21 protein-coding genes and 1 pseudogene are annotated in these 19612 nt (G+C 63.4%); 12 read left to right on the forward strand and 10 right to left on the reverse strand.

What is annotated here, in order from left to right:
- The first annotated feature begins 107 nt into the window (after positions 1 to 107).
- Positions 108 to 1823 carry a helicase HerA-like domain-containing protein gene (locus AUC68_RS11820; protein ID WP_083240746.1) on the forward strand — a complete coding sequence of 572 codons (1716 nt, stop codon included), beginning with the start codon at positions 108 to 110 and terminating at the stop codon, positions 1821 to 1823.
- Positions 1824 to 1861: 38 nt separating this feature from the next.
- Complete coding sequence (locus AUC68_RS11825) at positions 1862 to 3778, forward strand: ABC-F family ATP-binding cassette domain-containing protein (RefSeq protein WP_069437846.1); 1917 nt, start codon at positions 1862 to 1864, stop codon at positions 3776 to 3778.
- An 87-nt stretch (positions 3779 to 3865) separates the two neighbouring features.
- On the opposite strand, the gene AUC68_RS11830 is transcribed toward AUC68_RS11825, so the two are convergent.
- Positions 3866 to 4471, reverse strand: coding sequence for a superoxide dismutase (locus AUC68_RS11830; protein ID WP_069437847.1), 606 nt, complete (start codon positions 4469 to 4471; stop codon positions 3866 to 3868).
- 340 nt (positions 4472 to 4811) lie between these two features.
- Between AUC68_RS11830 and AUC68_RS18765 the strand changes: the two are divergent.
- Positions 4812 to 5270 (forward strand): annotated as a pseudogene (locus tag AUC68_RS18765) (GNAT family N-acetyltransferase); the annotation flags it as partial.
- A gap of 17 nt (positions 5271 to 5287) precedes the next feature.
- On the forward strand, positions 5288 to 5422 hold the full coding sequence (locus AUC68_RS18190; RefSeq protein ID WP_280138554.1) for a hypothetical protein: 135 nt from the start codon (positions 5288 to 5290) through the stop codon (positions 5420 to 5422).
- 20 nt (positions 5423 to 5442) lie between these two features.
- Here AUC68_RS18190 and AUC68_RS11840 read toward each other — a convergent pair whose 3' ends face one another.
- From AUC68_RS11840 to msrB, 5 genes are all read right to left on the reverse strand, one after another.
- Positions 5443 to 5997: an isochorismatase family protein gene (locus AUC68_RS11840; protein WP_069437848.1), complete on the reverse strand. Its 555-nt coding sequence runs from the start codon at positions 5995 to 5997 to the stop codon at positions 5443 to 5445.
- 81 nt (positions 5998 to 6078) lie between these two features.
- Positions 6079 to 6789, reverse strand: coding sequence for a DUF599 domain-containing protein (locus AUC68_RS11845; protein WP_158008303.1), 711 nt, complete (start codon positions 6787 to 6789; stop codon positions 6079 to 6081).
- A gap of 230 nt (positions 6790 to 7019) precedes the next feature.
- On the reverse strand, positions 7020 to 7310 hold the full coding sequence (locus AUC68_RS11850) for a GIY-YIG nuclease family protein (protein ID WP_069437849.1): 291 nt from the start codon (positions 7308 to 7310) through the stop codon (positions 7020 to 7022).
- Positions 7311 to 7525: 215 nt separating this feature from the next.
- Positions 7526 to 9622, reverse strand: a complete 2097-nt coding sequence (locus tag AUC68_RS11855; RefSeq protein ID WP_069437850.1) for a S9 family peptidase — start codon at positions 9620 to 9622, stop codon at positions 7526 to 7528.
- Between the two features lie 97 nt (positions 9623 to 9719).
- Positions 9720 to 10160: a peptide-methionine (R)-S-oxide reductase MsrB gene (msrB, locus tag AUC68_RS11860; protein WP_069437851.1), complete on the reverse strand. Its 441-nt coding sequence runs from the start codon at positions 10158 to 10160 to the stop codon at positions 9720 to 9722.
- Between the two features lie 456 nt (positions 10161 to 10616).
- Between msrB and AUC68_RS11865 the strand changes: the two genes are divergently transcribed.
- Positions 10617 to 11024, forward strand: coding sequence for a Ros/MucR family transcriptional regulator (locus tag AUC68_RS11865; RefSeq protein WP_069437852.1), 408 nt, complete (start codon positions 10617 to 10619; stop codon positions 11022 to 11024).
- Positions 11025 to 11383: 359 nt separating this feature from the next.
- Positions 11384 to 11914, forward strand: a complete 531-nt coding sequence (locus AUC68_RS11870) for a PAS domain-containing protein (RefSeq protein ID WP_069437853.1) — start codon at positions 11384 to 11386, stop codon at positions 11912 to 11914.
- 728 nt (positions 11915 to 12642) lie between these two features.
- Here the strand turns inward: AUC68_RS11870 and AUC68_RS16480 are convergent.
- The gene (locus tag AUC68_RS16480; protein WP_141701247.1) at positions 12643 to 13188 is read right to left on the reverse strand and encodes a hypothetical protein; all 546 of its coding nucleotides are present in this window, start codon (positions 13186 to 13188) and stop codon (positions 12643 to 12645) included.
- Positions 13189 to 13354: 166 nt separating this feature from the next.
- Between AUC68_RS16480 and AUC68_RS11880 the strand changes: the two genes are divergently transcribed.
- The gene (locus tag AUC68_RS11880; protein WP_141701248.1) at positions 13355 to 13855 is read left to right on the forward strand and encodes a hypothetical protein; all 501 of its coding nucleotides are present in this window, start codon (positions 13355 to 13357) and stop codon (positions 13853 to 13855) included.
- 154 nt (positions 13856 to 14009) lie between these two features.
- Here AUC68_RS11880 and AUC68_RS11885 read toward each other — a convergent pair whose 3' ends face one another.
- The gene (locus tag AUC68_RS11885) at positions 14010 to 14963 is read right to left on the reverse strand and encodes an IS1595 family transposase (protein ID WP_069437856.1); all 954 of its coding nucleotides are present in this window, start codon (positions 14961 to 14963) and stop codon (positions 14010 to 14012) included.
- A gap of 107 nt (positions 14964 to 15070) precedes the next feature.
- On the opposite strand from AUC68_RS11885, the gene AUC68_RS11890 reads away from it, so the two are divergent.
- The 3 genes from AUC68_RS11890 to AUC68_RS11900 are packed head-to-tail and all read left to right on the forward strand — an operon-like array spanning position 15071 to position 16319.
- Positions 15071 to 15265 carry a hypothetical protein gene (locus tag AUC68_RS11890; RefSeq protein ID WP_141701249.1) on the forward strand — a complete coding sequence of 65 codons (195 nt, stop codon included), beginning with the start codon at positions 15071 to 15073 and terminating at the stop codon, positions 15263 to 15265.
- Positions 15256 to 15459, forward strand: coding sequence for a helix-turn-helix domain-containing protein (locus AUC68_RS11895; protein ID WP_069437858.1), 204 nt, complete (start codon positions 15256 to 15258; stop codon positions 15457 to 15459). The genes AUC68_RS11890 and AUC68_RS11895 overlap by 10 nt, the downstream gene beginning before the upstream one ends.
- Entirely contained in the window at positions 15456 to 16319 is an 864-nt protein-coding gene (locus tag AUC68_RS11900; protein ID WP_141701250.1) for a DUF6456 domain-containing protein, read from the forward strand. Before AUC68_RS11895 ends, AUC68_RS11900 begins: the two co-directional genes overlap by 4 nt.
- Positions 16320 to 16335: 16 nt before the next feature.
- On the opposite strand, the gene AUC68_RS11905 is transcribed toward AUC68_RS11900, so the two are convergent.
- Entirely contained in the window at positions 16336 to 16785 is a 450-nt protein-coding gene (locus AUC68_RS11905) for a SufE family protein (RefSeq protein ID WP_069437859.1), read from the reverse strand.
- Positions 16786 to 16991: 206 nt separating this feature from the next.
- On the reverse strand, positions 16992 to 17453 hold the full coding sequence (locus tag AUC68_RS11910; protein ID WP_141701251.1) for a DUF5330 domain-containing protein: 462 nt from the start codon (positions 17451 to 17453) through the stop codon (positions 16992 to 16994).
- A 376-nt stretch (positions 17454 to 17829) separates the two neighbouring features.
- On the opposite strand from AUC68_RS11910, the gene AUC68_RS16485 reads away from it, so the two are divergent.
- Both AUC68_RS16485 and AUC68_RS11920 read left to right on the forward strand, forming a co-directional pair.
- Positions 17830 to 18891 (forward strand): PAS domain-containing protein, encoded by a 1062-nt coding sequence (locus AUC68_RS16485; protein WP_069437861.1) that lies wholly within the window; start codon positions 17830 to 17832, stop codon positions 18889 to 18891.
- Positions 18828 to 19592, forward strand: a complete 765-nt coding sequence (locus tag AUC68_RS11920) for a sensor histidine kinase (RefSeq protein ID WP_069437862.1) — start codon at positions 18828 to 18830, stop codon at positions 19590 to 19592. The genes AUC68_RS16485 and AUC68_RS11920 overlap by 64 nt, the downstream gene beginning before the upstream one ends.
- Positions 19593 to 19612: the final 20 nt, after the last annotated feature.

Below are 19612 nucleotides of genomic sequence, written 5' to 3' on the forward strand. Positions count from 1 at the left end.
AGCTCCCTGCGGGGTAAATGGCCGTCTTGGCGGAATGCGCGTGTGGAAGTTAGAGTGCCGCGACGGGATCGGGGCGCGAAGACGGCGCGCGCATGAGGGAGATCGGGATGGCACGGCGGACCAAGGCGAAGAGCACGGATACCAAGAGCGAAAAGCCGGCCGAGGACAGTGCCGCCGAAGAGGCGCCCGTGGAGCCGATCGAGATTCCCGACGATTGCGTCTTCATCGGCAAGAGCACCAAACCCGAATACATCCTTCTGAAGCTCGCAAACCGGCACGGCCTCATCACCGGCGCCACCGGCACCGGCAAGACCGTGACGCTCCAGGGGCTCGCGGAGAGTTTTTCCGACGCGGGCGTGCCCGTGTTCTGCGCCGACGTGAAGGGCGATTTGTCCGGCGTCGCCGCCATGGGCAAGGCGAAGCCTTGGATCGAAGAGCGCGCGGCCATGATCGGCTACGATGTGAAGTTCACCGCCCATCCCGTGATCTTCTGGGACCTGTTCGGCGAGCAGGGGCACCCGGTGCGCACCACCGTTTCGGAGCTCGGGCCGCTGATGCTGTCGCGCCTGATGGATCTCAGCGAGGCCCAGGAAGGCGTGCTGAACATCGCCTTCCGCATCGCCGACGACGAGAAGCTGCCGCTACTGGACCTCAAGGACTTGCAGTCGCTGCTGGAGGACCTCGCGCGCGCGCCAAAGACCTCAACCACCAAATACGGCACGGTCAGCAAGGTCTCGATCGGCGCCATCCAGCGTCAATTGCTGGTGCTGGAGCAGCAGGGGGGCGATCATTTCTTCGGCGAGCCTGCCCTCGACGTGGGCAAGGACCTGATGCGCACCGACGACGAGGGGCGCGGCTATATCGGGGTGCTTGCCGCCGACAAGCTGATGCAGAGCCCGCGCCTCTACGCGACGTTCCTGTTGTTCCTCCTGTCGGAGCTGTTCGAGGAACTGCCCGAGATCGGCGATCCGAAGAAACCGAAGCTGGTCTTCTTCTTCGACGAGGCGCATTTGCTGTTCCGCGATGCGCCCAAGGCGCTGCTTGAAAAGGTCGAGCAGGTGGTGCGCCTGATCCGGTCCAAGGGCGTCGGCGTCTATTTCGTGACGCAGAACCCGCGCGACGTGCCCGACACGGTCTCGCGCCAGCTCGGCAACCGGGTGCAGCATGCCTTGCGCGCTTTCACGCCGGCGGAGCAGAAGGCGACCAAGTCGGCGGCCGAGACGTTCCGGCCCAATCCGGACCTCGATACGGAACAGATGATCATGTCCATGGGCATCGGCGAGGCGCTGGTTTCGACGCTCGACGAGAAGGGCCAGCCCAGCATGGTCCAGCACACCTACGTCAAGCCGCCGTCCTCGCAGGTGGGGCCGATCGCGCCGGAGGAGCGCGAGGCCCTCATGGAGAAGGACCCGGTCGCCGGCAAGTACGACGAATCGGTGGACCGGGAGTCCGCCCACGAGATCCTGCAGAAGCGGACGGAAGAGCGGGCCAAGGCGGCGGCCGAGGCGGAGAAAGCCGAGCCCGCCAAGAAGTCGTCCGGCGGGTCGCGCGGCGACGGCTTTTGGACGGCGCTTGGCAAATCCGTGGTGCGCGCGGTGGTGCCCATGGCGACGCGCGTGCTGGAAGACGCGATCCGGCGCAACGCGCTCGGGGGGCAGTCGCGTGGTGGTTACAAGCTCCTCGATGCGGGCGAGGACAACCGGCTTGAATCGACTGAGAAGGAAGAAAAAGAGAGCGACAACAAGGACGACGATGGCTCGGGCTATGAGCCGTTTCAGACAATTCCGCCAGCCCAGGGTGCCTCGCGCATCCGAAAACGTTGACGCTCGGTCTGCCACTGCCGATGTGCTAAACGGGCGCCATGTTCACGCTCGATGCCATCACTTTGCGTCTCGGCGGCCATGTCATTCTGGACCGGGCCTCCGTCGCCATGCCGCCCAAAGCCCGCGTGGGGCTCGTGGGCCGCAACGGCGCGGGCAAGTCCTCGCTGCTCAAGATGATCGCCGGGATCTACGAGCCCGACGAAGGGCGTATCGAGGCGCCGGCGGGCACGCGCATCGGCTATCTCAAACAGGATGCGCCGGGCGGCAGCGCCACGCCGTTCGAGACGGTGCTGGCGGCCGCCGAAGAGCGCGCCGCGCTGCTGGACGAAGCCGAGATGGCCACCGACGCGCACCGCATCGCCGAGATCCACGAGCGCCTCAACGCGATCGACGCCCATGGCGCGCCGTCGCGGGCCGCGCGCATTCTGGCCGGGCTGGGTTTTCCCGAGGAGGCCCAGCACCGGCCGCTCGACGAGTTCTCCGGCGGCTGGCGCATGCGCGTGGCGCTTGCCGCGCTGCTGTTCTCCGAGCCCGACCTGCTGCTGCTCGACGAGCCGTCGAACCATCTCGATCTGGAGGCGGCGCTGTGGCTCGAATCCTTCCTCAAGGCCTACCCCGCCAGCCTGATCGTGGTGAGCCACGAGCGCGACATGCTGAACACGGTCGCGAGCCACATCGTGCATGTGGACCACGGCAAGACCACGCTCTATGTGGGCAATTACGAGCAGTTCGAGCGCCAGCGCCGCGAACGCCAGGCGCAGGACGCGGCCATGCGCGCCAAGCAAGAGGCCAAGCGCCAGAAGCTGCAAGCCTATGTGGACCGCTGGCGCTACAAGGCCCATACGGCGCGCCAGGCCCAGAGCCGCCTGAAGGCGCTTGAGCGCATGGCGCCGCAAGCCGAAATGTTCGACGACGCCTCGCTCGTGTTCGACTTTCCCTCGCCCAAGGAGGTGAAGCCGCCGCTGGTGATGCTGGACGACGTGGCGGTCGGCTACGTGCCCGGCCACCCGGTGCTGTCGCATATCGATCTGCGCATCGATCCGGACGACCGGATCGCGCTCGTGGGCCGGAACGGCAACGGCAAGACCACGCTCGCCCGCGCGCTTGCGGGACAGGTCGGGCCCAATGGCGTGCAGATTATGGACGGGCGCATCAAGAGAAGCGGCAAGCTCAATGTCGGCTATTTCGCGCAGCATCAGATCGAGGAGTTGGTGCCGGAGGACACGCCGCTCCAGCACATGGAGCGCGCGATGCCGTACGCGAAGCCGGGCGAGGTGCGGACCCATCTCGCGCGCTTCGGCTTCTCGGGCGACAAGGTCGGCGTCCAGATCAGTGCGCTGTCGGGCGGGGAGCGCGCGCGGCTGTCGCTGGCGCTGGTGACGCGCGATGCGCCGCATATCCTGATCCTCGACGAGCCCACCAACCATCTCGACGTGGATGCGCGCGAGGCGCTTGTGCAGGCGCTGGCCGGGTTCGGCGGCGCGGTCATCGTGGTCAGCCACGACCGGCATCTGCTGAGCCTCATCGCCGACCGGCTGCTGCTGGTCGACGGGGGTACGTCCCGCGCGTTCGACGGCACGCTCGAGGATTATCGGGACAGCGTGCTCGGCGCGGCGCGCTCCGGCAAGCGCAACGGCCGCGGCAAGGTGCAGGCTGAAGCGCCGAAGGCGCCGGTGCCGAAGGTGGACCGCAAGGAGAAGCGCAAAGCCGCGGCGGACGCGCGCGAGCGCACCAAGCCGTTGCGCAAGGCGGTCGCGAAGGCCGAAGCGGACATGAAGGCGCTCGCGGCCAAACGCGACGCGGTCGATGCGAAGCTGATCGAGGCGGCACCGGCGCAAGCGAGCGATCTCATGAAGGAGCGGGGCCGGATCCTCCGCGAGATCGAAGAGGCCGAGGCGCGCTGGCTGGACGCGAGCGAGGCCGTCGAGACCGCCATGGCGGACGCGGAGGCTTAAACGCGAAGCCCAAAAGAAAACGGGCGCCCGCCTTCGACCATGGGATCTTGGGGACGCCCGCTTCGATAGACGGAACGCAGGTCTATGCTACGCGCCGGGTGCCTGGGCGTAGAGCTCTTCGACATGGTCCCAGTTGATGAGATTGTCGAACCAGGCTTCCAGATATTTCGGGCGCGCGTTGCGGTAGTCGATGTAATAGGAGTGCTCCCACACATCGCAGCCGAGCAGCGGCCAGCCGCCATGGACCAGCGGGTTCTCGCCGTTGGGCGTCTTGGTCACTTCCAGCTTGCCGTCCTTCAGCGTCAGCCAGGCCCAGCCGGACCCGAACTGGGTCGCGCCGGCGGCAAGGAAGTCGGCCCGGAACTTGTCGAAGCCGCCGAGGTCGCGGTCGATCAGCGCCAGGATCGCGCCCGGCACTTTCTTGCCGCCGCCGTCCTTGGTCATCCAGGGCCAGAAATGGATGTGGTTGAAGTTCTGCGCGGCGTTGTTGAAGACGCCCGCGTCCTTGCCGAAGCTTTCCTTGATGATGGTCTCGAGGTCCTTGCCCTCGTAGTCGGTGCCTTCGATCAGCTTGTTGAGATTGTCCACGTAAGCCTTGTGGTGCTTGTCGTGGTGGTACTCGAGCGTTTCGGCCGACATATAAGGCTGTAGGGAATCGTATGCGTAGGGGAGGGGTGCGAGTTCGAATGCCACTTTCGGTCTCCGCGAACTAGGGGGTGAAAAGAATACCGGACGGCGCGAAGCTAAAGCGTGCGGCAGGCCGAAGCAACCGGGCGCGTCGAAGGGCGACAGGCGCCCTTGAGCGTCCCGGGCGGCAAGGCCCTAGCGGCTTCAATTGTCTTGGAAAACGGGGGTGGGCGTGGAGCCCCTGAACTCCACGCCCGGTGCCGAGGAAGGTTCGCTACATCAGCTACAGGGATCTGACGCGTATGAGATTGCGATTTTCCACCTGAACGTAAGCTGAACCGGAAATGCAGGGTCCGTTCAGGAACCTTAACGTCGCTTATCCGGGGCGGGAGAAGGGCACGACACCATGACGAGCGATGCGGCACTGCGAATAGTCCCCGCCAACGAGGCGCGTTGGAGCGATTTGAGGGCGGTGTTCGGCCGGCGCGGGGAGGCGGCCAGGTGCCAGTGCCAGCGGTACAAGTTGCGCCCGCGCGAATCCTTCGGCTCGTTTCCGGCCGAGGTCCGGGCCGAGCGGCTGCGGAGCCAGACCAATTGCGGACGCCGGGGGGCAAGCGGCACCAGCGGCCTCGTCGCATATCTCGATGGCGAGCCCGTCGGCTGGTGCGCCGTCGAGCCGCGCACGTCCTATGCGGGTCTGTTGCGGGTGTACCGCGTTCCCTGGCTGGGCCGGGCAGAGGACAAGACCGACGGAAGCGTCTGGGCCGTGACCTGCGTTTTCACGCGCGCGGCTACCCGCCGCCGGGGTGTCAGCCGCGCACTTGCCGCCGCGGCGGTCGATTTCGCCCGGACGCGCGGCGCGCGTGCGCTCGAAGCTATCCCATGGTCACGCGCCCGGGTCAGGACGTTCCCTGGGGAGAGCTCCATGTCGGCAGCCGTAGCATCTTCGCCGCGGCCGGTTTCACCGAGGTCTGCCGGCCGACGCCCAGGCGGGCCGTGATGCGGATCGACTTCTAGGGCGCCCGGAGAGGGACGCGCTATTTGACCAGCGCCTGGAGCGCCTTGAACTCGGGCGTGCCCGCGCGCTCCATCCACTCGAAGAGCACCATTTCGGAGTCCACCACGTCGACGCCGGACCGCTGCAGGCGCGACAATGCGAGCTTGTAGCTGCTCTTGGAACGCGATCCCACCGCGTCGGCGACCACGAAGGCCTCGAACCCTTGCGCTTCGAGGTCCATGGCCGTCTGGGTCACGCAGACATGGGCCTCGATCCCGCCGATCACGACCTGAGAGCGCCCGTCGCGGCGAAGCGTGTGGAGGCGGTCCCGCAACATGTCGTTGCGCATGCAGGAGAACTCGGTCTTGTCGGCGAGGAAGCCGTCGTTGGCGAAGGCGTCGCGGACCGAATCGTGGGTCGGGCCCAGTCCTTGCGGGTATTGCTCCGACAGGGTGATGGGGATGCCGAGCTTGCGGGCGGCGAGCACGAGCCGCACGCAGCGGTCGACGACCTTGTCCGCCCCCGAAATGGCTTTCAGGAGCTTGTCCTGGACGTCGACGATGAGGACTTGGGATTTTTCGCGGGAGAGCAGCATGGGCGGCACTGTCGCATAGATGGCCCGCGTCCGACTAGGGCATGCCGGCGGAGAATCGCATCCATGCAAGACGCGACTGCCTTAGATGTCGATCACGGTGAAGGCTTCCGATTTGTATTCGCGGCGGTAGACGATGACTGTCACCAGCGCGCATCCAATCGCGAACAAGATCGGACTCACGAACCAAGCGAGACCGGCGATCGCAAAATAGATCGTCCGTAGCCCCGAATTGAGATGGCGGCCGGACAGCGCGACGAGCTGCGCCGTCTTTTTGGCATGGATCTTGGCTTCCTCGGTGTCGGCGTCCGGATGCAACGGCAAGGCGCCGAACATGGTCCCGACATAGTGCGTAAGCCGGAACGCCCAGGCAAAGGCGAAGAACGCCATGATCATCAGTCCCATGAGGAACAGGATCTTGAACTCCCACGAGACGAGAGGTGCGTCCGTGACGAAAGGAAGCTGCTCGAGGCGGGTCTTCACGTCGTCCGCGGAGCCGAGCATGGCCGTGAGGCCGCCCAGGACGAGCACCGACGTGGAAGCAAAGAAGGCGTTGCCGCTCGAAAGCGAGGTCAGGAGCTGCGAGTCCATGATCCGGATGTCGCGCCTGAGCGCCGTCTCCATCCATTGCAGGCGGCGGTCGTTGACGGCGGCAACCAGCCCGCGCCGCGATTTCAGCGGGCCGTAGCTTACGGCCCAGGCATAGCCGAAGTAGCACAGGCAAAACCAAACAAACGCCAAGATATCGAGAAGGTCCATGGTCGGGCGCCCGTTCGTCGACTGCTGCCCGACCATCTTGGGTCCAAGATGGTAAGGCCCGCAAGGCTTTAGGTCATTGGCCCGCCATGGCGGTGGGATGCGGAAAGTGCCGGCGCCAGTTATGCCGTCATGGCCGGACCCGCGCTCAAGTAGCGAAGCGGTAGCGCATTGGAAGTGTCCGGGCATGACGAGTCAGAATGTAGGACGCTGACATCGATAGTTTCTCAGTGTTGTCATGGCCGGGCTTGACCCGGCCATCCACGTCTTCACTGATTGAGCGATACGTAGAGATCGTCCCAATCGGGATTGTCCGCCAGAATGAGCCGCACCTTCCAGGCGCGGGACCAATGCTTGATGTTTTTCTCCCTCTGGATCGCCGCGGTGATCGTCTCATGGTGTTCGCACCACACAAGTCGCTTCAGGCCGTAGCGACGTGTGAATCCTGGCGCCACACCGTCTCTATGCTCGAACGCTCGTCGCGCGAGGTCGCGCGTGACGCCCGTGTACAGAATGCCGTTGGGCTTGTTTGTGAGGATATAGACCCAGCCACCGCGCATGGGGCGAGTCTGCAAATCGTGGATGCCCGGATCAAGTCCGGGCATGACGAAGTAAGTGGCGTGGTGCGGAATTGGGCACCCTCAAGTTCGTCCGTTTCCTCGTCATGGCCGGACCCGCGCTCAAGTAGCGAAGCGGTAGCGCATTGGAAGTGTCCGGGCATGACGAGTCAGAGTGTAGCGAAAACACACAAGACCCCCAAGCTGGTGCGGCGCTGTTAAGCCTCGGCGCGGTCCGCCAGCTTCAACGCAAACGCATAGGACAGCGCGACCTCTTTCAGCCGGTCGAAGCGGCCGGAGGCGCCGGCGTGGCCCGCCTCCATATTCGTCTTCAGGAGCAGGAGATTGTCGCCCGTGCTCACTTCGCGGAGCTTGGCGATCCATTTCGCGGGCTCCCAATAGGTCACACGCGGGTCCGTGAGCCCGGCCAGCGCCAGGATGTTGGGATAGTCTTGCGCGCGCACATTGTCGTAAGGCGAATAGGCGGCGATGGTCTTGTAGTCGTCGGCGCTTTCGATCGGGTTGCCCCATTCGGGCCATTCGGGCGGGGTGAGCGGCAGGCTCGCATCGAGCATCGTCGTCAGCACGTCCACAAAGGGCACTTCGGCGATGATGCCGAGGAACAGATCCGGCGCCATGTTGGCGACGGCGCCCATCAGCATGCCGCCGGCGCTGCCGCCATGGGCGACGATCTTGCCGCGCGAGGTGAAGTTCCGGTCGGCCAGATATTCGCCCGCCGCGATGAAATCCGTGAAACTGTTCAGCTTCTTCGCGCGCTTGCCGTTCTTGTACCAGGCAAAGCCCTTGTCCTTGCCGCCGCGAATATGGGCGATGGCGTAGACGAAGCCGCGATCGACGAGGGACAGCGCGTTGGTCATGAAGCCCGCCGGAATGGTCATGCCGTACGAGCCGTAGCCGTAGAGCAGCAGCGGCGCGGTGCCGTCGAGCGGCGTGTCCTTCCGGTAGAGCAGGGACACGGGGACGGTCTCGCCGTCCTTGGCCGGAGCGAAGACGCGGCGCGTCACGTATTGGCTCGGATCGTGGCCGCTCGGGATCTCCTGCGTCTTGCGCAAGGTCCGTTCGCGTGTCGCCATGTCGTAGTCGTAGGTCTGGGACGGCGTCGTCATGGATGCGTAGGTGAAGCGCAAGCTCGTCGTGTCGTATTCGTAGCCGGCGCTCATGCCGAGCGCGTAGGCCTCTTCGTCGAAGGCGATCTCGTGTTCGGTGCCGTCGGCGAAGCGGCGGATGACGATGCGCGGCAGACCGTTCTCCCGCTCGAGCCGCACGAGGAAGTCCTTGAAGGCAATCACGTCGAGGATCAGCCGCCCGGGCCGGTGCGGCTCGATCTCCACCCAGTTCGCGGGCGCCGGATCGTCGGCGGGCGCTTCGACGATGCGGAAGTCTTCGGCGCCGCCGGAATTGGTCAGGATGATCAGGCGGCCCTCGTGGTGGCACACGGAGTATTCGTGCTCGGGCTCGCGCCGGGCGATGAGCCGGGGCGCGGCGTAAGGGTCGGTCGCGTCGATCAGGCTGACCTCGGAGGTCTCGTGGTCGTGGGTGCCGAGCAGGAGGTACTTACGGTCCTGGGTCAGGTCGATATCGAGAAACAGGCCCGGATCGGTCTGGTCGTGGATCAGACGATCCGCGCCGTCCGCGCCGATCCCATGACCGAAGAGCTTGCGGGGCCGGTGCTCCTCGTCGAGCCAGACATAGAGCAGCGTCTTGCTGTTCGCGGCCCATTCGAGTCCCCCGCAGGCATCGGTGATCGCGTCGTCGACGGTGGCGCCGGTTTCGGCGTCGATGACCTTGGCTGTGAAATATTCCGAGCCCTTGGTGTCGACGGCGTAGGCGATGAATTTGTGGTCGGGGCTGTGCGCCACCTGCGCGATGCGGAAATAGGCGTGGCCTTCGGCGAGCGCGTTTCCGTCGATCAGGACGGTCTCTTCGCCGCCGCCGCGCGGGCGCCGGCAAAACAGCGGCTGCTGCCCGCCGGTCACATAGCGAACGTAGTAGTCGAACGGGCCGTCGGGCGCCGGCACGGAGGAATCGTCTTCCTTGATCCGCCCCTTCATTTCCGCAAAGAGCGTCTCCTGAAGGGCCTCGGTATCCCCCATCACAGCCGCCGTATGGGCGTTCTCCGCCTCAAGATGCGCGCGGATATCCTGGGGGAGAACGGCGGGGTCGCGCATCACCGCCTGCCAGTTGTCGGCGCGCAGCCAGGCGTAGTCGTCTTCGCGGTCGATGCCGTGATGGTGCGCGTGAGAGGGGCGGCGGGGCGCTATGGGGCCGCGCCTGGCGATGTCGGGTTTGTTCATAGGAATACGTCTAATCTGAGCGTAATCGGGCCATAGTTGAGTACGGCATGCGCCCCCCGCGCGAAGGGCGCATGAGGGCACATGCCGCTTTCGGAAACTAGCCCGACGTGTTGCCGTCCGCGCCGCCCGTGTCAAGCGCGAGGGCGCAGCCGTTGATGCAGTAGCGCAAGCCCGTATCCCCTGGTCCGTCCGGAAAGACGTGCCCCAGATGGGCGTCGCAGGACGCGCAGCGCACCTCGACACGGCGCATGCCGTAGCTGTTGTCCTCGTGTTTCGTCACCGTATCGGCGTCGGCGACGTCGGTGAAGCTCGGCCAGCCGGTGCCGGAATCGAACTTCGTGTCGGAGCTGAACAGCGGCGCGCCGCAGCAAACGCAGCGGTACATGCCGGTGCGCTTCTCCTGATGATAGGGATGGCTGAAGGCGCGCTCGGTGCCGTGTTCGCGCGTCACGTGGAACTGCTCGGGCGTGAGGCGCTCGCGCCAATCCTCGTCGGTCGTGGGATTTGTCGAGCCGGTCTTGTTATCGGTGTCGCTCATGGGGTGCCTTTTCCATCGATCGTTTTGGTGCTCACCGGAGAATATAGGGTGGCAGGCCCATGTCCCTAAGAGGTGTCACGCAAGCTTGATTCAGCAACGCCTATCCGTGACCTCCCTCTTTCTGGGTCATCTTCAGGTTACCGGCAATGCAAACGAACTCAGCGGCCAATCAGCGCAGACAAAATTGCAAATCTGCGGCTGATGGTGCACTTTTCCACAGTCTTCGCGAGAAATGGTGCGTTGCTATTCCAGCTGAAGGTGCTATACGAAGCAAATCGCTGGAACTAAACCCACACAAGGGCATTTAGATTCCGTAGTTTCGAAGTTTCTGGCCACAAAAACGGCGCAATTTGGTGACTTTCAAATAGCGCATGATTGTAGGAAACGCGTGTTGAGTCGCAGAATCGCTGTTTTGGACGTTCAAATCCGGACGGGGACGGCATAAGGAGCCAAATCATGGACGCAGTGGTGGATAAGGACGAGCTTGTTGAACTGACGGCAGAGATTGTTTCGGCCTATGTCAGCAACAACACTGTCGTGGCCACGGACTTGCCGGCCCTTATCAACAACGTGTTCGATGCCTTGAAGAAGGCCTCCAGTTCTGGCGGCCAGCCCGTCAAGGAAGAGCTCCGGCCCGCCGTTCCGGTCAAGAAGTCCGTGACGTCGGAATATATTATCTGCTTGGAAGACGGCAAAAAGTTCAAATCGCTGAAGCGCCATCTGCGGACCCACTACGATCTGTCGCCCGAAGAGTATCGGGAGAAGTGGGGCTTGCCGCACGACTATCCGATGGTTGCGCCGAACTACGCCGCGGCCCGTTCGGATCTGGCCAAGCGCATGGGGCTCGGTCAGCGCCGCCGCTAGCGCGGAACGCGTTTCCAAGACGCGCCTTCGGGAAGACCCCCGCAGGGCCGAGCGTTAAGGCCCATCGCCAAGGCCCGTCGCAAAGACACGGCTCCAAGGTCCTCCTTCAACACGCCCCCACAAGACCACGGCTGCGGCGCTTCTGGCGCGGCGTGGCTGTCATGATTCCGCAAACGGTATCCCCGGCCCCGGGCGCCGCGCCGGCTCTTTCGGGGCTGGATCGCAAGATCGGGTGTGTCCGCGCCGTATCGGCACAACTCCTTGTGATGTTTGGGGAAATCGATCGGCTCTCTTGCATGTGACGGCGCAACGCGCCCATAGTCGGAGGGCGGGCCGATTCGATTTTGCGAGGGGGAAAGATGCTGTCCGATTGCGCCTTCCGGGCACAGTTGGCGCTGCCGGAACAGCGTGTACTTTTCGCGTACTGGCACGAAATCGCTGATGGACGGGCGATGCCGGCGCGGGCGGATTTCGATCCGCTGAAATTTCCCCATCTCCTGCCGCATCTCGGTCTGATCGATCTCCGCGAAGGTTTCGATCGCGGCTATTACCGGCTTGCGGGCACACGTTTGCGGGACATTTACGGGCAAGAGATCACGGGCCTGCGGCTGCCGGAGGTGTTCGCGGGGCGCTGGGCCACGCCCTGGTACGGCATCCATTCGCGCATCGCGACCGAGGCCGTTTGCGCTCAAGGCGTGGTGCGCGGGCCGACAGACGATCGCGAACACGTGGTGCTTTCCTGGCTGCGGCTGCCCTTGTCGGACGACGGCGTTCGCGTCGATCGCATTCTCTGCCACGACATGGACACGGGCGAGGCCGACACCGGAATGGCAACCGAGTTCACGGCGTATTACGCCGCCCTGCAAGAGCCGGAGGCAGCCCGCGCCTAGGGCGCAAGGCGCGACCTTGGGCGCGCGCGCCAATCCTCGAAGGCCAATTCCTCGAAGGCCAGATCCCGAAGCGGGCGAAGTCCTCCCGTTCCCTCTTCAGGGCGCGGAACAGGGCGAGATGCCGGTTCAGGTCGTAGTCCGTCTTCCCGGCCATGGCGCGCCGGCGCTCCGCCTGCATGGCGCGAGACAGGTGCGAAAGAACGCGCAGCCGTCCCGCGCGCGAGCCATCCCGGATCTCGTGGGGCCAGAGCGGCACCAAGCGAGGAAGATCCCGCTGTCTCTCATAAGCTGGCACGTTCGCCAAGCCATCCCCGAAGCCGTCTCCGCGATAAATCTTCCCGAGCCGCCAGGGTCTGTTCTCAGGGGGCTCGCCCGCTTCTCCGCTCGTCTCCAACCGCATGGCACTCTCCAACCTCGTCGCTAGCGCAGAAGCATGCACGCCTTTGACGGCCGGGGAGTTTCGCGGGCACAGGCGGTCGGCCCGACGGTGACCGGGCGGCTTTCCTATCCCCGCCGTTGTGTTCGCTCTTAGAGTGTATAGGACGATATTCCCATTTATATGGATGACAAAGCAGATAAGAGCGAGTTAGATTCGGACCTGCGTGACAGGCTGGTTGCTTACGATTGTGAGCGTCTGAAGATTGCTGCTTCGTGGTTAGATCGCTGGGCGAATGGCGACCATGAATCTCTAGCCGTTGAACTCGGGATCGAGGACCAGGACGAGATGTTTACTTCTCTGCCGGTTCTGAAGAAGGCGGTTGAGTTTCTGGCTGGAAGCCTTGAGACCAAGCGTGGAGGGTGAACGGAGCAAGCCTTTGTAGAAGGTTGTTTGTCTCAATCAACAGCGTCTCCAAATCCTTCTTTTCGACCTTGAATCTTCGGTAAAGCGTTCTAGGTCCGTCCTGCTTGTAATGGATGCCTGACGCGGCGGTGTCAGAGCCACTGAATCCAATAACCGCATGGATGAGTGGGTTTCGTTTTTGGGACAGCGCTACTGCGTCGTCCGCGAACTTGAGAGCCCTGGATTGCCTTCCAGATACCTCCGGAAGCGTTTGGTATAGCTTTCTCCAGAGCTTGATCTTCCGCTTAAATGATACCGGAATTTCACGTGGTCGAATGTCTGCTGCCGAAGGTAGCGCGGCCAGTTCAACGAGCACATATTCCAAGGTACTATCGAGCCGACCCCACAAGACGGCGCAACGACCAAAGAGTTCGTAGAACTCTGGCGCATCTGGCGGTTCCGTCCCGAACGGTTTTAGGTACAGCTTGAACATGGCTAAACCCCGAAAATCTCAAGACGAGAAAGACCTAGAGAAGCTGGCCAAGACGCTCTTGTCCACGCCTCCTAAGCCGCGTGAATCAGACAAACGTCACGACACAAAAGAGAACTCAAGACGCGACGCAGGCCAGCCGCGTAGAGCCAAAAAACAGGGGTAGCATATGCTGTCGGACCAACAGTTGCAGTTTGCAATTGATGACGCGCGGCAACGCCATGCCGCCCTCACTGAACTCATCTATTTTACAGACTCGCAGGCAATGGCATTGCTCCGGCTCTACAGCACCGTTGGCATCGCTATGGCGTCGGCATCGGCGGCCCTATTTGCTGCTGACCCGCCGGTTTCGACTGCTCTTGCTTGGGCGTTGGCAAGTGCGACGGTAGTGTTGGTTATAGGTGCCGTTTTTTGTTGGCTCGCGATGCAAACCCTTCAGGTTAGTTTGCCGGGGCGTGGCGCTGAGTTTTGGCTTTGGGCGATGGATGCCAGGGTTACGGCTGCTTCGGCCTTCACCAAATATCTCGAGAACTTAGAGAAAGAGAGCGTGTGGAATCGCGAGGTTAATGACACCACGTCCCAACATCTTATGGCGGCCAAGATAGCGGGAGTTTTGGCGCCGGCGTTTGCCTTTGGTGCAGGACTCCTAGCGGCACAATACGGCGGCTAGCGGTCCTTCTCCTTTTTGCCCTGCGGTTTCGGGGACACATTAGCCCCCTTCTTTCCTCGCCAATCAGCCGGTGGTTCAGGCGCCTTGTCCTCATCCTTCTCCTGTTCGTCGGTCATTCTGTTTTCTCCAACATAGGAAATGCCTCGCCTTCTGCTTAGGCGTTTTTGGCTTCACCAATCCGCCGATAGGTCAGACGGCGGCCAGCGGCCTGTTCGATGATCTTGGCGGTGCGCTCCGTGTCTTCGACACCGAGTCCCGAGCGATTATTGTAGCGGAAATCGAACTCTGCAACGTAGCGGTGTAAATGCGCTTCTCCACAGTGCTGGTAGACCCCTTTCATGCCGCGCTTGAAGATCGAGAAGAAGCCTTCGACCGTGTTTGTGTGGGTATCACCGCGAACGTACTCGTTGGCGGTGTGGCGCACCGTTTTGTGCCCTGCGAACTCTTTTCCGACTTCCGTGTAGAGGCGGCTTTCATCCGTGTTCAGAACTGTATCGCGTGACACGTTGCGAACGATGACTTCGCGGACATTCTCAGCGGTCGCGTGCTGGACGTGGAACGTGCGGGACTTACCGCCGCGCTCGACAAGGGAAACAACGGCGCGCTTGCCACCGGGACCAGCCTTGCCCCTTTTGGTGTAGGGACGGCCCTTGCGTTGCTTTGAGGGCAGCGGCGTTTCGCGCTTGCCGAAATAGGTTTCGTCAACTTCGACGGTCTCACCGCCACCGCCCATAGGGCCGGATTTGTCGTTGCTCATTGCTTCGCGGATGCGATGCGAGAGGAACCAAGCCGACTGGTAGGTGATGCCAAGAACGCGGTGCAGTTGGTGGGCGCTAATGCCCTTCTTGCTGGACGCCATGAGGCGCATAGCCAGGAGCCACTTGTTTAGTGGGATCTTGGAACGCTCCATGACGGAGCCTGTCGTGACAGTGAATTGCTGGCGGCAATCGTTGCACTGGTAGACGCCGGGACGATGGGCTTTGCCCTTCAAAGGGGTCACAGAGAATGACCCACAATGAGTGCAGTGCGTGCCGTTCGGCCAACGCTGCAATTCCAACCATTCGCGAGCCTTATCAGGGTCTTGGAAACGAGGGTCTGTGAGGTTCATCGGCTTTGCTCCCGTCCGTACCCTTGACAAATGGGGACTGACATATGCTTTGTCAACCATATAATTAGGACGATATTCCTAAATTGTGCGGAGAGGAGAGCGAGTTCATGAGTGCGTTGGGGAGTGAGCGGATTCAGGACGTGCTGGGTCGGATCGAGCTGCGCTATGGCGCTCAAGGCCGGTTGCGCCAAGTGATCGATCCGGCAGTGGCGCTGGTCTTTGAAGTGGACCCGAAGGAGCTTGGCGCTGCGACCCGCCGGTCGCGCGCGCCGCATTCGCCCGGCAAGTGGCCATGTACCTGACGCACGTGGTGTGCGGGCTGAGCATGACGGAAGTGGGCGCCCTTTTTTCGCGGGATCGAACGACCGTGGCCCATGCTTGCGAGGTCGTCGAGGACCGGCGGGACGACCCGGACTTGGACAAGCGCGTGGAACGCTTGGAGTGCGCCGTGGCCGCGCTGGCCGGCGCGCTCGCCTGGCGTGGGAGGTGCTCGTGAGCGCGCGAGGGCAGGCGAGGGGGCTGGAGCGGCGGGCCGTGGCCGAACTCAAACGTCTTCTGGATCGACTTGCGGGCGGCGGCGCCATTACCGAGGATAGCGAAGGCGGATTCCGCGTCGTAGGCGGGCCCGGGCGCGGTGCCGTCGCCAATACCGTAAGCCGTCAGGTGATGGAGGCCTGTCTTGCGGGCGATCTGCTCGAGCGGGAGGCTCGAGGCTGGGTGCTGAGCGATGCCGGTTACGCACGTGTCCGGCGAAACGAAGCCGGGGGCGATGAGCCCTTCCGCGCCCAACATCAGCGCCGAACGCGCGATTTGCGCGACGTCGGCGGGGCCCGCCGGACCGTCCTCGTGAATGACGGCGAAAGCCCGCTTGGCTGGCTTCGCAGCCGGAAGGACCGTTCCGGCCGGCCGTTGATCGGGCCGGAGCAATTCGACGCTGGCGAGCGTCTGCGCGCGGACTATTGGTTCGCGCAGATGAGTGCGCGCGTGACTGCCAATTGGTCGGCCCCGGCGCCTCATGACCGCGCCAGGCGGGGGGCGTCCGCCAATGGCGCCGGCCTCCGCGACGAGGTCCTGGCGGCCAAGGACCGAGTCATGCGCGCGCTTGCCGCCGTTGGGCCGGAGGTCTCCGGCGTCCTTGTCGATGTCTGCTGTGAGCTGAAAGGCCTCGAAGAGGCGGAGAAGAAGAACGGTTGGCCGCAGCGCGCGGGCAAGGTCGTTCTTCAGATCGCCCTAACGCGGCTTGCGAAGCACTACGGCCTTATCGTCGATGGGAAGCGGCGGAAACTCCGCCATTGGGGCGATGCCGGCTACCGGCCCCGCATCGGCACCGAGCCGGAGGAGCCCAACCGGTCCTAAACTTCGCGCCAGGGCGTCAGCCGGCGGCCGCGCGTGCTTTCTCCGCATCGCCGCGAATGCGCGTCACCATCGCCATGAGCCCGTTGGAGCGTTGCGGCGTGAGGTGTTCGTTGAGGTGGAGTTCGCCCAACGTCGCCACGGCGTCGACGTCGAGAATCTCGTCGGCCGTCTTGCCGGAATAGATCGCGAAGAGAATGGCGACCAGTCCACGAACGATATGCGCATCGCTGTCGCCCACAAAGGTGAGCCGCGGGACGCCGTCGGGATGAACCGTCGTCGAGAGCCAGACTTGGCTGACGCAGCCCTGGACCTTCGTTTCAGACGTTCGAAGTTCGTCCGGAAGCGGTTCCAGTTTCTTCCCGAGCTCGATGACGTAGCGGTAGCGATCCTCCCAGTCTTCGAGAAGTTCGAAGTCCGCGAGAATGTCCCCGAAAGAGGGGAGGTCTGTCTTCGTTGCAGTGTCCATACCCCAACTATAGTTCCGCTCGGCGCAAGCTGCGAGAGGATAGCGGGCAGGAGCGGCAAAGGAGCGCGCAGCGGATGGTCCCGCGGGGAGGAACCGTTCCGGCTGCGCGCTTTGGTGGCAGCGGGGGACTGCCGGGGGAATTTCGGCGCTCCCAGCGAAGGAAGCGCGGGCTGATGCCGCTTTGCGGGGTGCGGCCGGGCACGTCGTCAGACGTTCGGGCCGCTCCACTCCTCTTCAAGGTCCCGAGGGCTCAGAGTGTTCTGGGGATCGCTCTGCACCCAGGGCGTGGGCTCGATCGGCACGGCCGACGGCACCGGCATCATGGCGTTGTCGGTGGACGCGGCCGTTGCGCCAGGCTGACTTTCGCCAGCGGCCAAACCCACCGCCGCCGCCTGGTTCAGACCTGCGGCGAGACCGGGACCAAAGCCGTCAGCGTGATCGGTGACCAGGGCCTGGACCATCCGGGCGCCGTACTGCACCTTTTGCACGAGTGCGTTGACTGCGTATTGGCCCGAAGCGCAAGTCTCGGGGTTCCGATCGCAAAAACTGCCAATGTCGGCCACCGCAGTCTGCGCCATGCCGTAGATTTTCTTCTGTTGCGCCCCATCCGTCGGGATCAGAAGGATGAGCACCATCAGCCAAAAGGCCGATCTCATCAGGAACATCATTTGTTTGCCCTCACTGTCGATGGCGGCACTGTTTTTTCGCCGCTCATTGCCCTGCTGCTTTCTGCAGATGAGGGAACTATAGATCAAACGAAATAACACCCCTTCTCAAAAGCCTGTAAATTTTTACTGGAGCCATAAGTCTTCTCTTTTCGCTTTTCGGCTCAATTGTAAGTAACCAGTTAGTATACCCTGTTCGATGACTTTGAATTGAATTTGTCTAAAATTTTAGACAAATCGTACCAGTTGCCCAGCGGCCCGTCGTCTCGGCTGCGCCCAGCGCTGGCGCTTTATGCTTTCCTTAAGTGGGAGGCGGGAATAATGCGCTGCCATAAGAAGATACGAGGACGCAGCGGTCGCGGGCCGCTCCGAGTTGCGAGTGTTGAGTCGAGAGAGTGTTCGCGGGCTTTCCGCCTATTTTGAATCGCTGGTCCACGAGTCGGCGCGCGGCGATGCGCTGACTTTGGCGCGCCATCAGACATTTATTGCCTCGCGTCTCTTGGGCGGCGCCTTGGCACTCTGCGTGTTCCCGATCTATTTGGTCGTCGGCGGCAAGCCGTCATTCCTGAGCGCCTTGGCCTTCCTGTGGCTGTTGTCCCCGATCGCAATTGCGATCTACCTGTCGCGGACGGGCCAGTTTGCGATCGCCCATCGGGTCTCGGCGATCAATTTCGCCGGCCTCATCACCTATTGTGCCTGGCTCACCGGCGGCCTTGCCTCGGCACTGTTGCCCTGGCTCGTCGCGGTCCCGCTCGAAGCCGGGCTCAGCACCGACCGGCGGAGCGTTGTCTGGGCCGTCGGGGCCGCTAGTGCGGGCCTTGTCGGTCTCGCCGCGTTGGGGGCGACCGGCTACAATCCGTCGCCCTTGACACTCCCGATGTCGCCAGCAGCCTTTGCCTTCCTCGGCGCCGCGAGCGCCATGGCCTATGCCGCCGGGCTCGTGGTCACGCTTCAATTGGTTCACAGGCAATCCGAATACGCGATCGAAGCGAGCGAGGAGCGCTATCGCCTGCTCGCGGAGAACGTGAACGACATGATCACGCTTCACGACCGGCGCGGGCGCGTGGTGTTCGCCTCGCAAGCCGCCCGGCAACTCCTTGGCGCATCGGCCCCCGCGGTTCTCGGGGACGGCTTCTTCGAGCATGTCCATGTGGGCGATCGTCCGGCTTTCCTTTCGGCGCTCAATCGCTGCCGCGCGAGCAACGAGCCCATGTCCGTGGAATTCCGCCTGCGCGGTGGGGCGCCACCGACAACGCCTACTACGCGTGGGTCGAGATGCGGTGCCGCCCCATGCCCCAGGGCGATAGCTTCGGTGATTCCGGGGTTGTCGCCGTCACGCGGGACATCTCGCAGCACAAGGAATCCGAGGCCAGTCTCGTGCGCGCGCGCGGCGAGGCCGAAGGGGCCAGCCGCGCCAAGAGCCAGTTCCTCGCCAGCATGAGTCACGAGCTCCGGACACCGCTCAATGCGATTATCGGGTTCTCCGAGATTTTGGAGCGGGAACTTTTCGGTCAGCTCGGCGAAGAGCGCTATCGCGACTATGCGCGCCTGATCCATGAAAGCGGCGAGCACTTGCTGGGCGTCGTCAACGGCATTCTCGACATGTCGAAAATCGAAGCGGGCAAATTCACCATTGTGCGGGAGCCGTTCGGCGTCGGCGCTCTGGTGGAGTCGTGCTGCGAGATCATGCGGCATACGGCAGAGACCAAGGGGTTGACGCTCACGACCGAAGTCGCCGCGGACCTGCCCGAGCTCGCCGCCGACAAGCGTGCCTGCAAGCAGATGCTGCTCAACGTGATCTCCAACGCGGTCAAATTCACCGAGACTGGCGGCTGGGTCAAAGTCGCCGCCTCGGTCGAGAACGGCAATGTGGTTTTCGCCGTGTCGGACAATGGTATCGGCATCGCCGAAAAAGACCTGCCGCGCCTAGGCAACCCATTCGTGCAGGCCGCGAGCTCCTACGACCGGAGCTATGAAGGCGCAGGCCTTGGCCTTTCGGTGGTTCGGGGGCTTGCGCAGCTCCATGGCGGCTCGCTCGAACTCGACAGCACGCTGGGGCAGGGCACGACCGTGCGGATCGTTCTCCCCCTCGATGCGGGCGAGGATCCTGCTGCGAGCGGGGCGCGGGCGGCCGCGGCATAGAGGCCCTGAAGCGTTTAGTA

The organism is Methyloceanibacter methanicus (assembly GCF_001723285.1).
In the GTDB taxonomy this organism is placed as follows: Bacteria; Pseudomonadota; Alphaproteobacteria; order Rhizobiales; family Methyloligellaceae; genus Methyloceanibacter; species Methyloceanibacter methanicus.

Excerpts from the sequence above, each read along its gene's own strand:
- AUC68_RS11820 (WP_083240746.1), top strand. The coding sequence starts at position 108 with ATGGCACGGCGGACCAAGGCGAAGAGCACGGATACCAAGAGCGAAAAG.
- AUC68_RS11825 (WP_069437846.1), top strand. The coding sequence starts at position 1,862 with ATGTTCACGCTCGATGCCATCACTTTGCGTCTCGGCGGCCATGTCATT.
- AUC68_RS18190 (WP_280138554.1), top strand. The coding sequence starts at position 5,288 with ATGGTCACGCGCCCGGGTCAGGACGTTCCCTGGGGAGAGCTCCATGTC.
- AUC68_RS11840 (WP_069437848.1), bottom strand. The coding sequence starts at position 5,997 with ATGCTGCTCTCCCGCGAAAAATCCCAAGTCCTCATCGTCGACGTCCAG.
- AUC68_RS11845 (WP_158008303.1), bottom strand. The coding sequence starts at position 6,789 with ATGGTCGGGCAGCAGTCGACGAACGGGCGCCCGACCATGGACCTTCTC.
- AUC68_RS11850 (WP_069437849.1), bottom strand. The coding sequence starts at position 7,310 with ATGCGCGGTGGCTGGGTCTATATCCTCACAAACAAGCCCAACGGCATT.
- AUC68_RS11855 (WP_069437850.1), bottom strand. The coding sequence starts at position 9,622 with ATGAACAAACCCGACATCGCCAGGCGCGGCCCCATAGCGCCCCGCCGC.
- msrB (WP_069437851.1), bottom strand. The coding sequence starts at position 10,160 with ATGAGCGACACCGATAACAAGACCGGCTCGACAAATCCCACGACCGAC.
- AUC68_RS11865 (WP_069437852.1), top strand. The coding sequence starts at position 10,617 with ATGGACGCAGTGGTGGATAAGGACGAGCTTGTTGAACTGACGGCAGAG.
- AUC68_RS11870 (WP_069437853.1), top strand. The coding sequence starts at position 11,384 with ATGCTGTCCGATTGCGCCTTCCGGGCACAGTTGGCGCTGCCGGAACAG.
- AUC68_RS16480 (WP_141701247.1), bottom strand. The coding sequence starts at position 13,188 with ATGTTCAAGCTGTACCTAAAACCGTTCGGGACGGAACCGCCAGATGCG.
- AUC68_RS11880 (WP_141701248.1), top strand. The coding sequence starts at position 13,355 with ATGCTGTCGGACCAACAGTTGCAGTTTGCAATTGATGACGCGCGGCAA.
- AUC68_RS11885 (WP_069437856.1), bottom strand. The coding sequence starts at position 14,963 with ATGAACCTCACAGACCCTCGTTTCCAAGACCCTGATAAGGCTCGCGAA.
- AUC68_RS11890 (WP_141701249.1), top strand. The coding sequence starts at position 15,071 with ATGAGTGCGTTGGGGAGTGAGCGGATTCAGGACGTGCTGGGTCGGATC.
- AUC68_RS11895 (WP_069437858.1), top strand. The coding sequence starts at position 15,256 with ATGTACCTGACGCACGTGGTGTGCGGGCTGAGCATGACGGAAGTGGGC.
- AUC68_RS11905 (WP_069437859.1), bottom strand. The coding sequence starts at position 16,785 with ATGGACACTGCAACGAAGACAGACCTCCCCTCTTTCGGGGACATTCTC.
- AUC68_RS11910 (WP_141701251.1), bottom strand. The coding sequence starts at position 17,453 with ATGATGTTCCTGATGAGATCGGCCTTTTGGCTGATGGTGCTCATCCTT.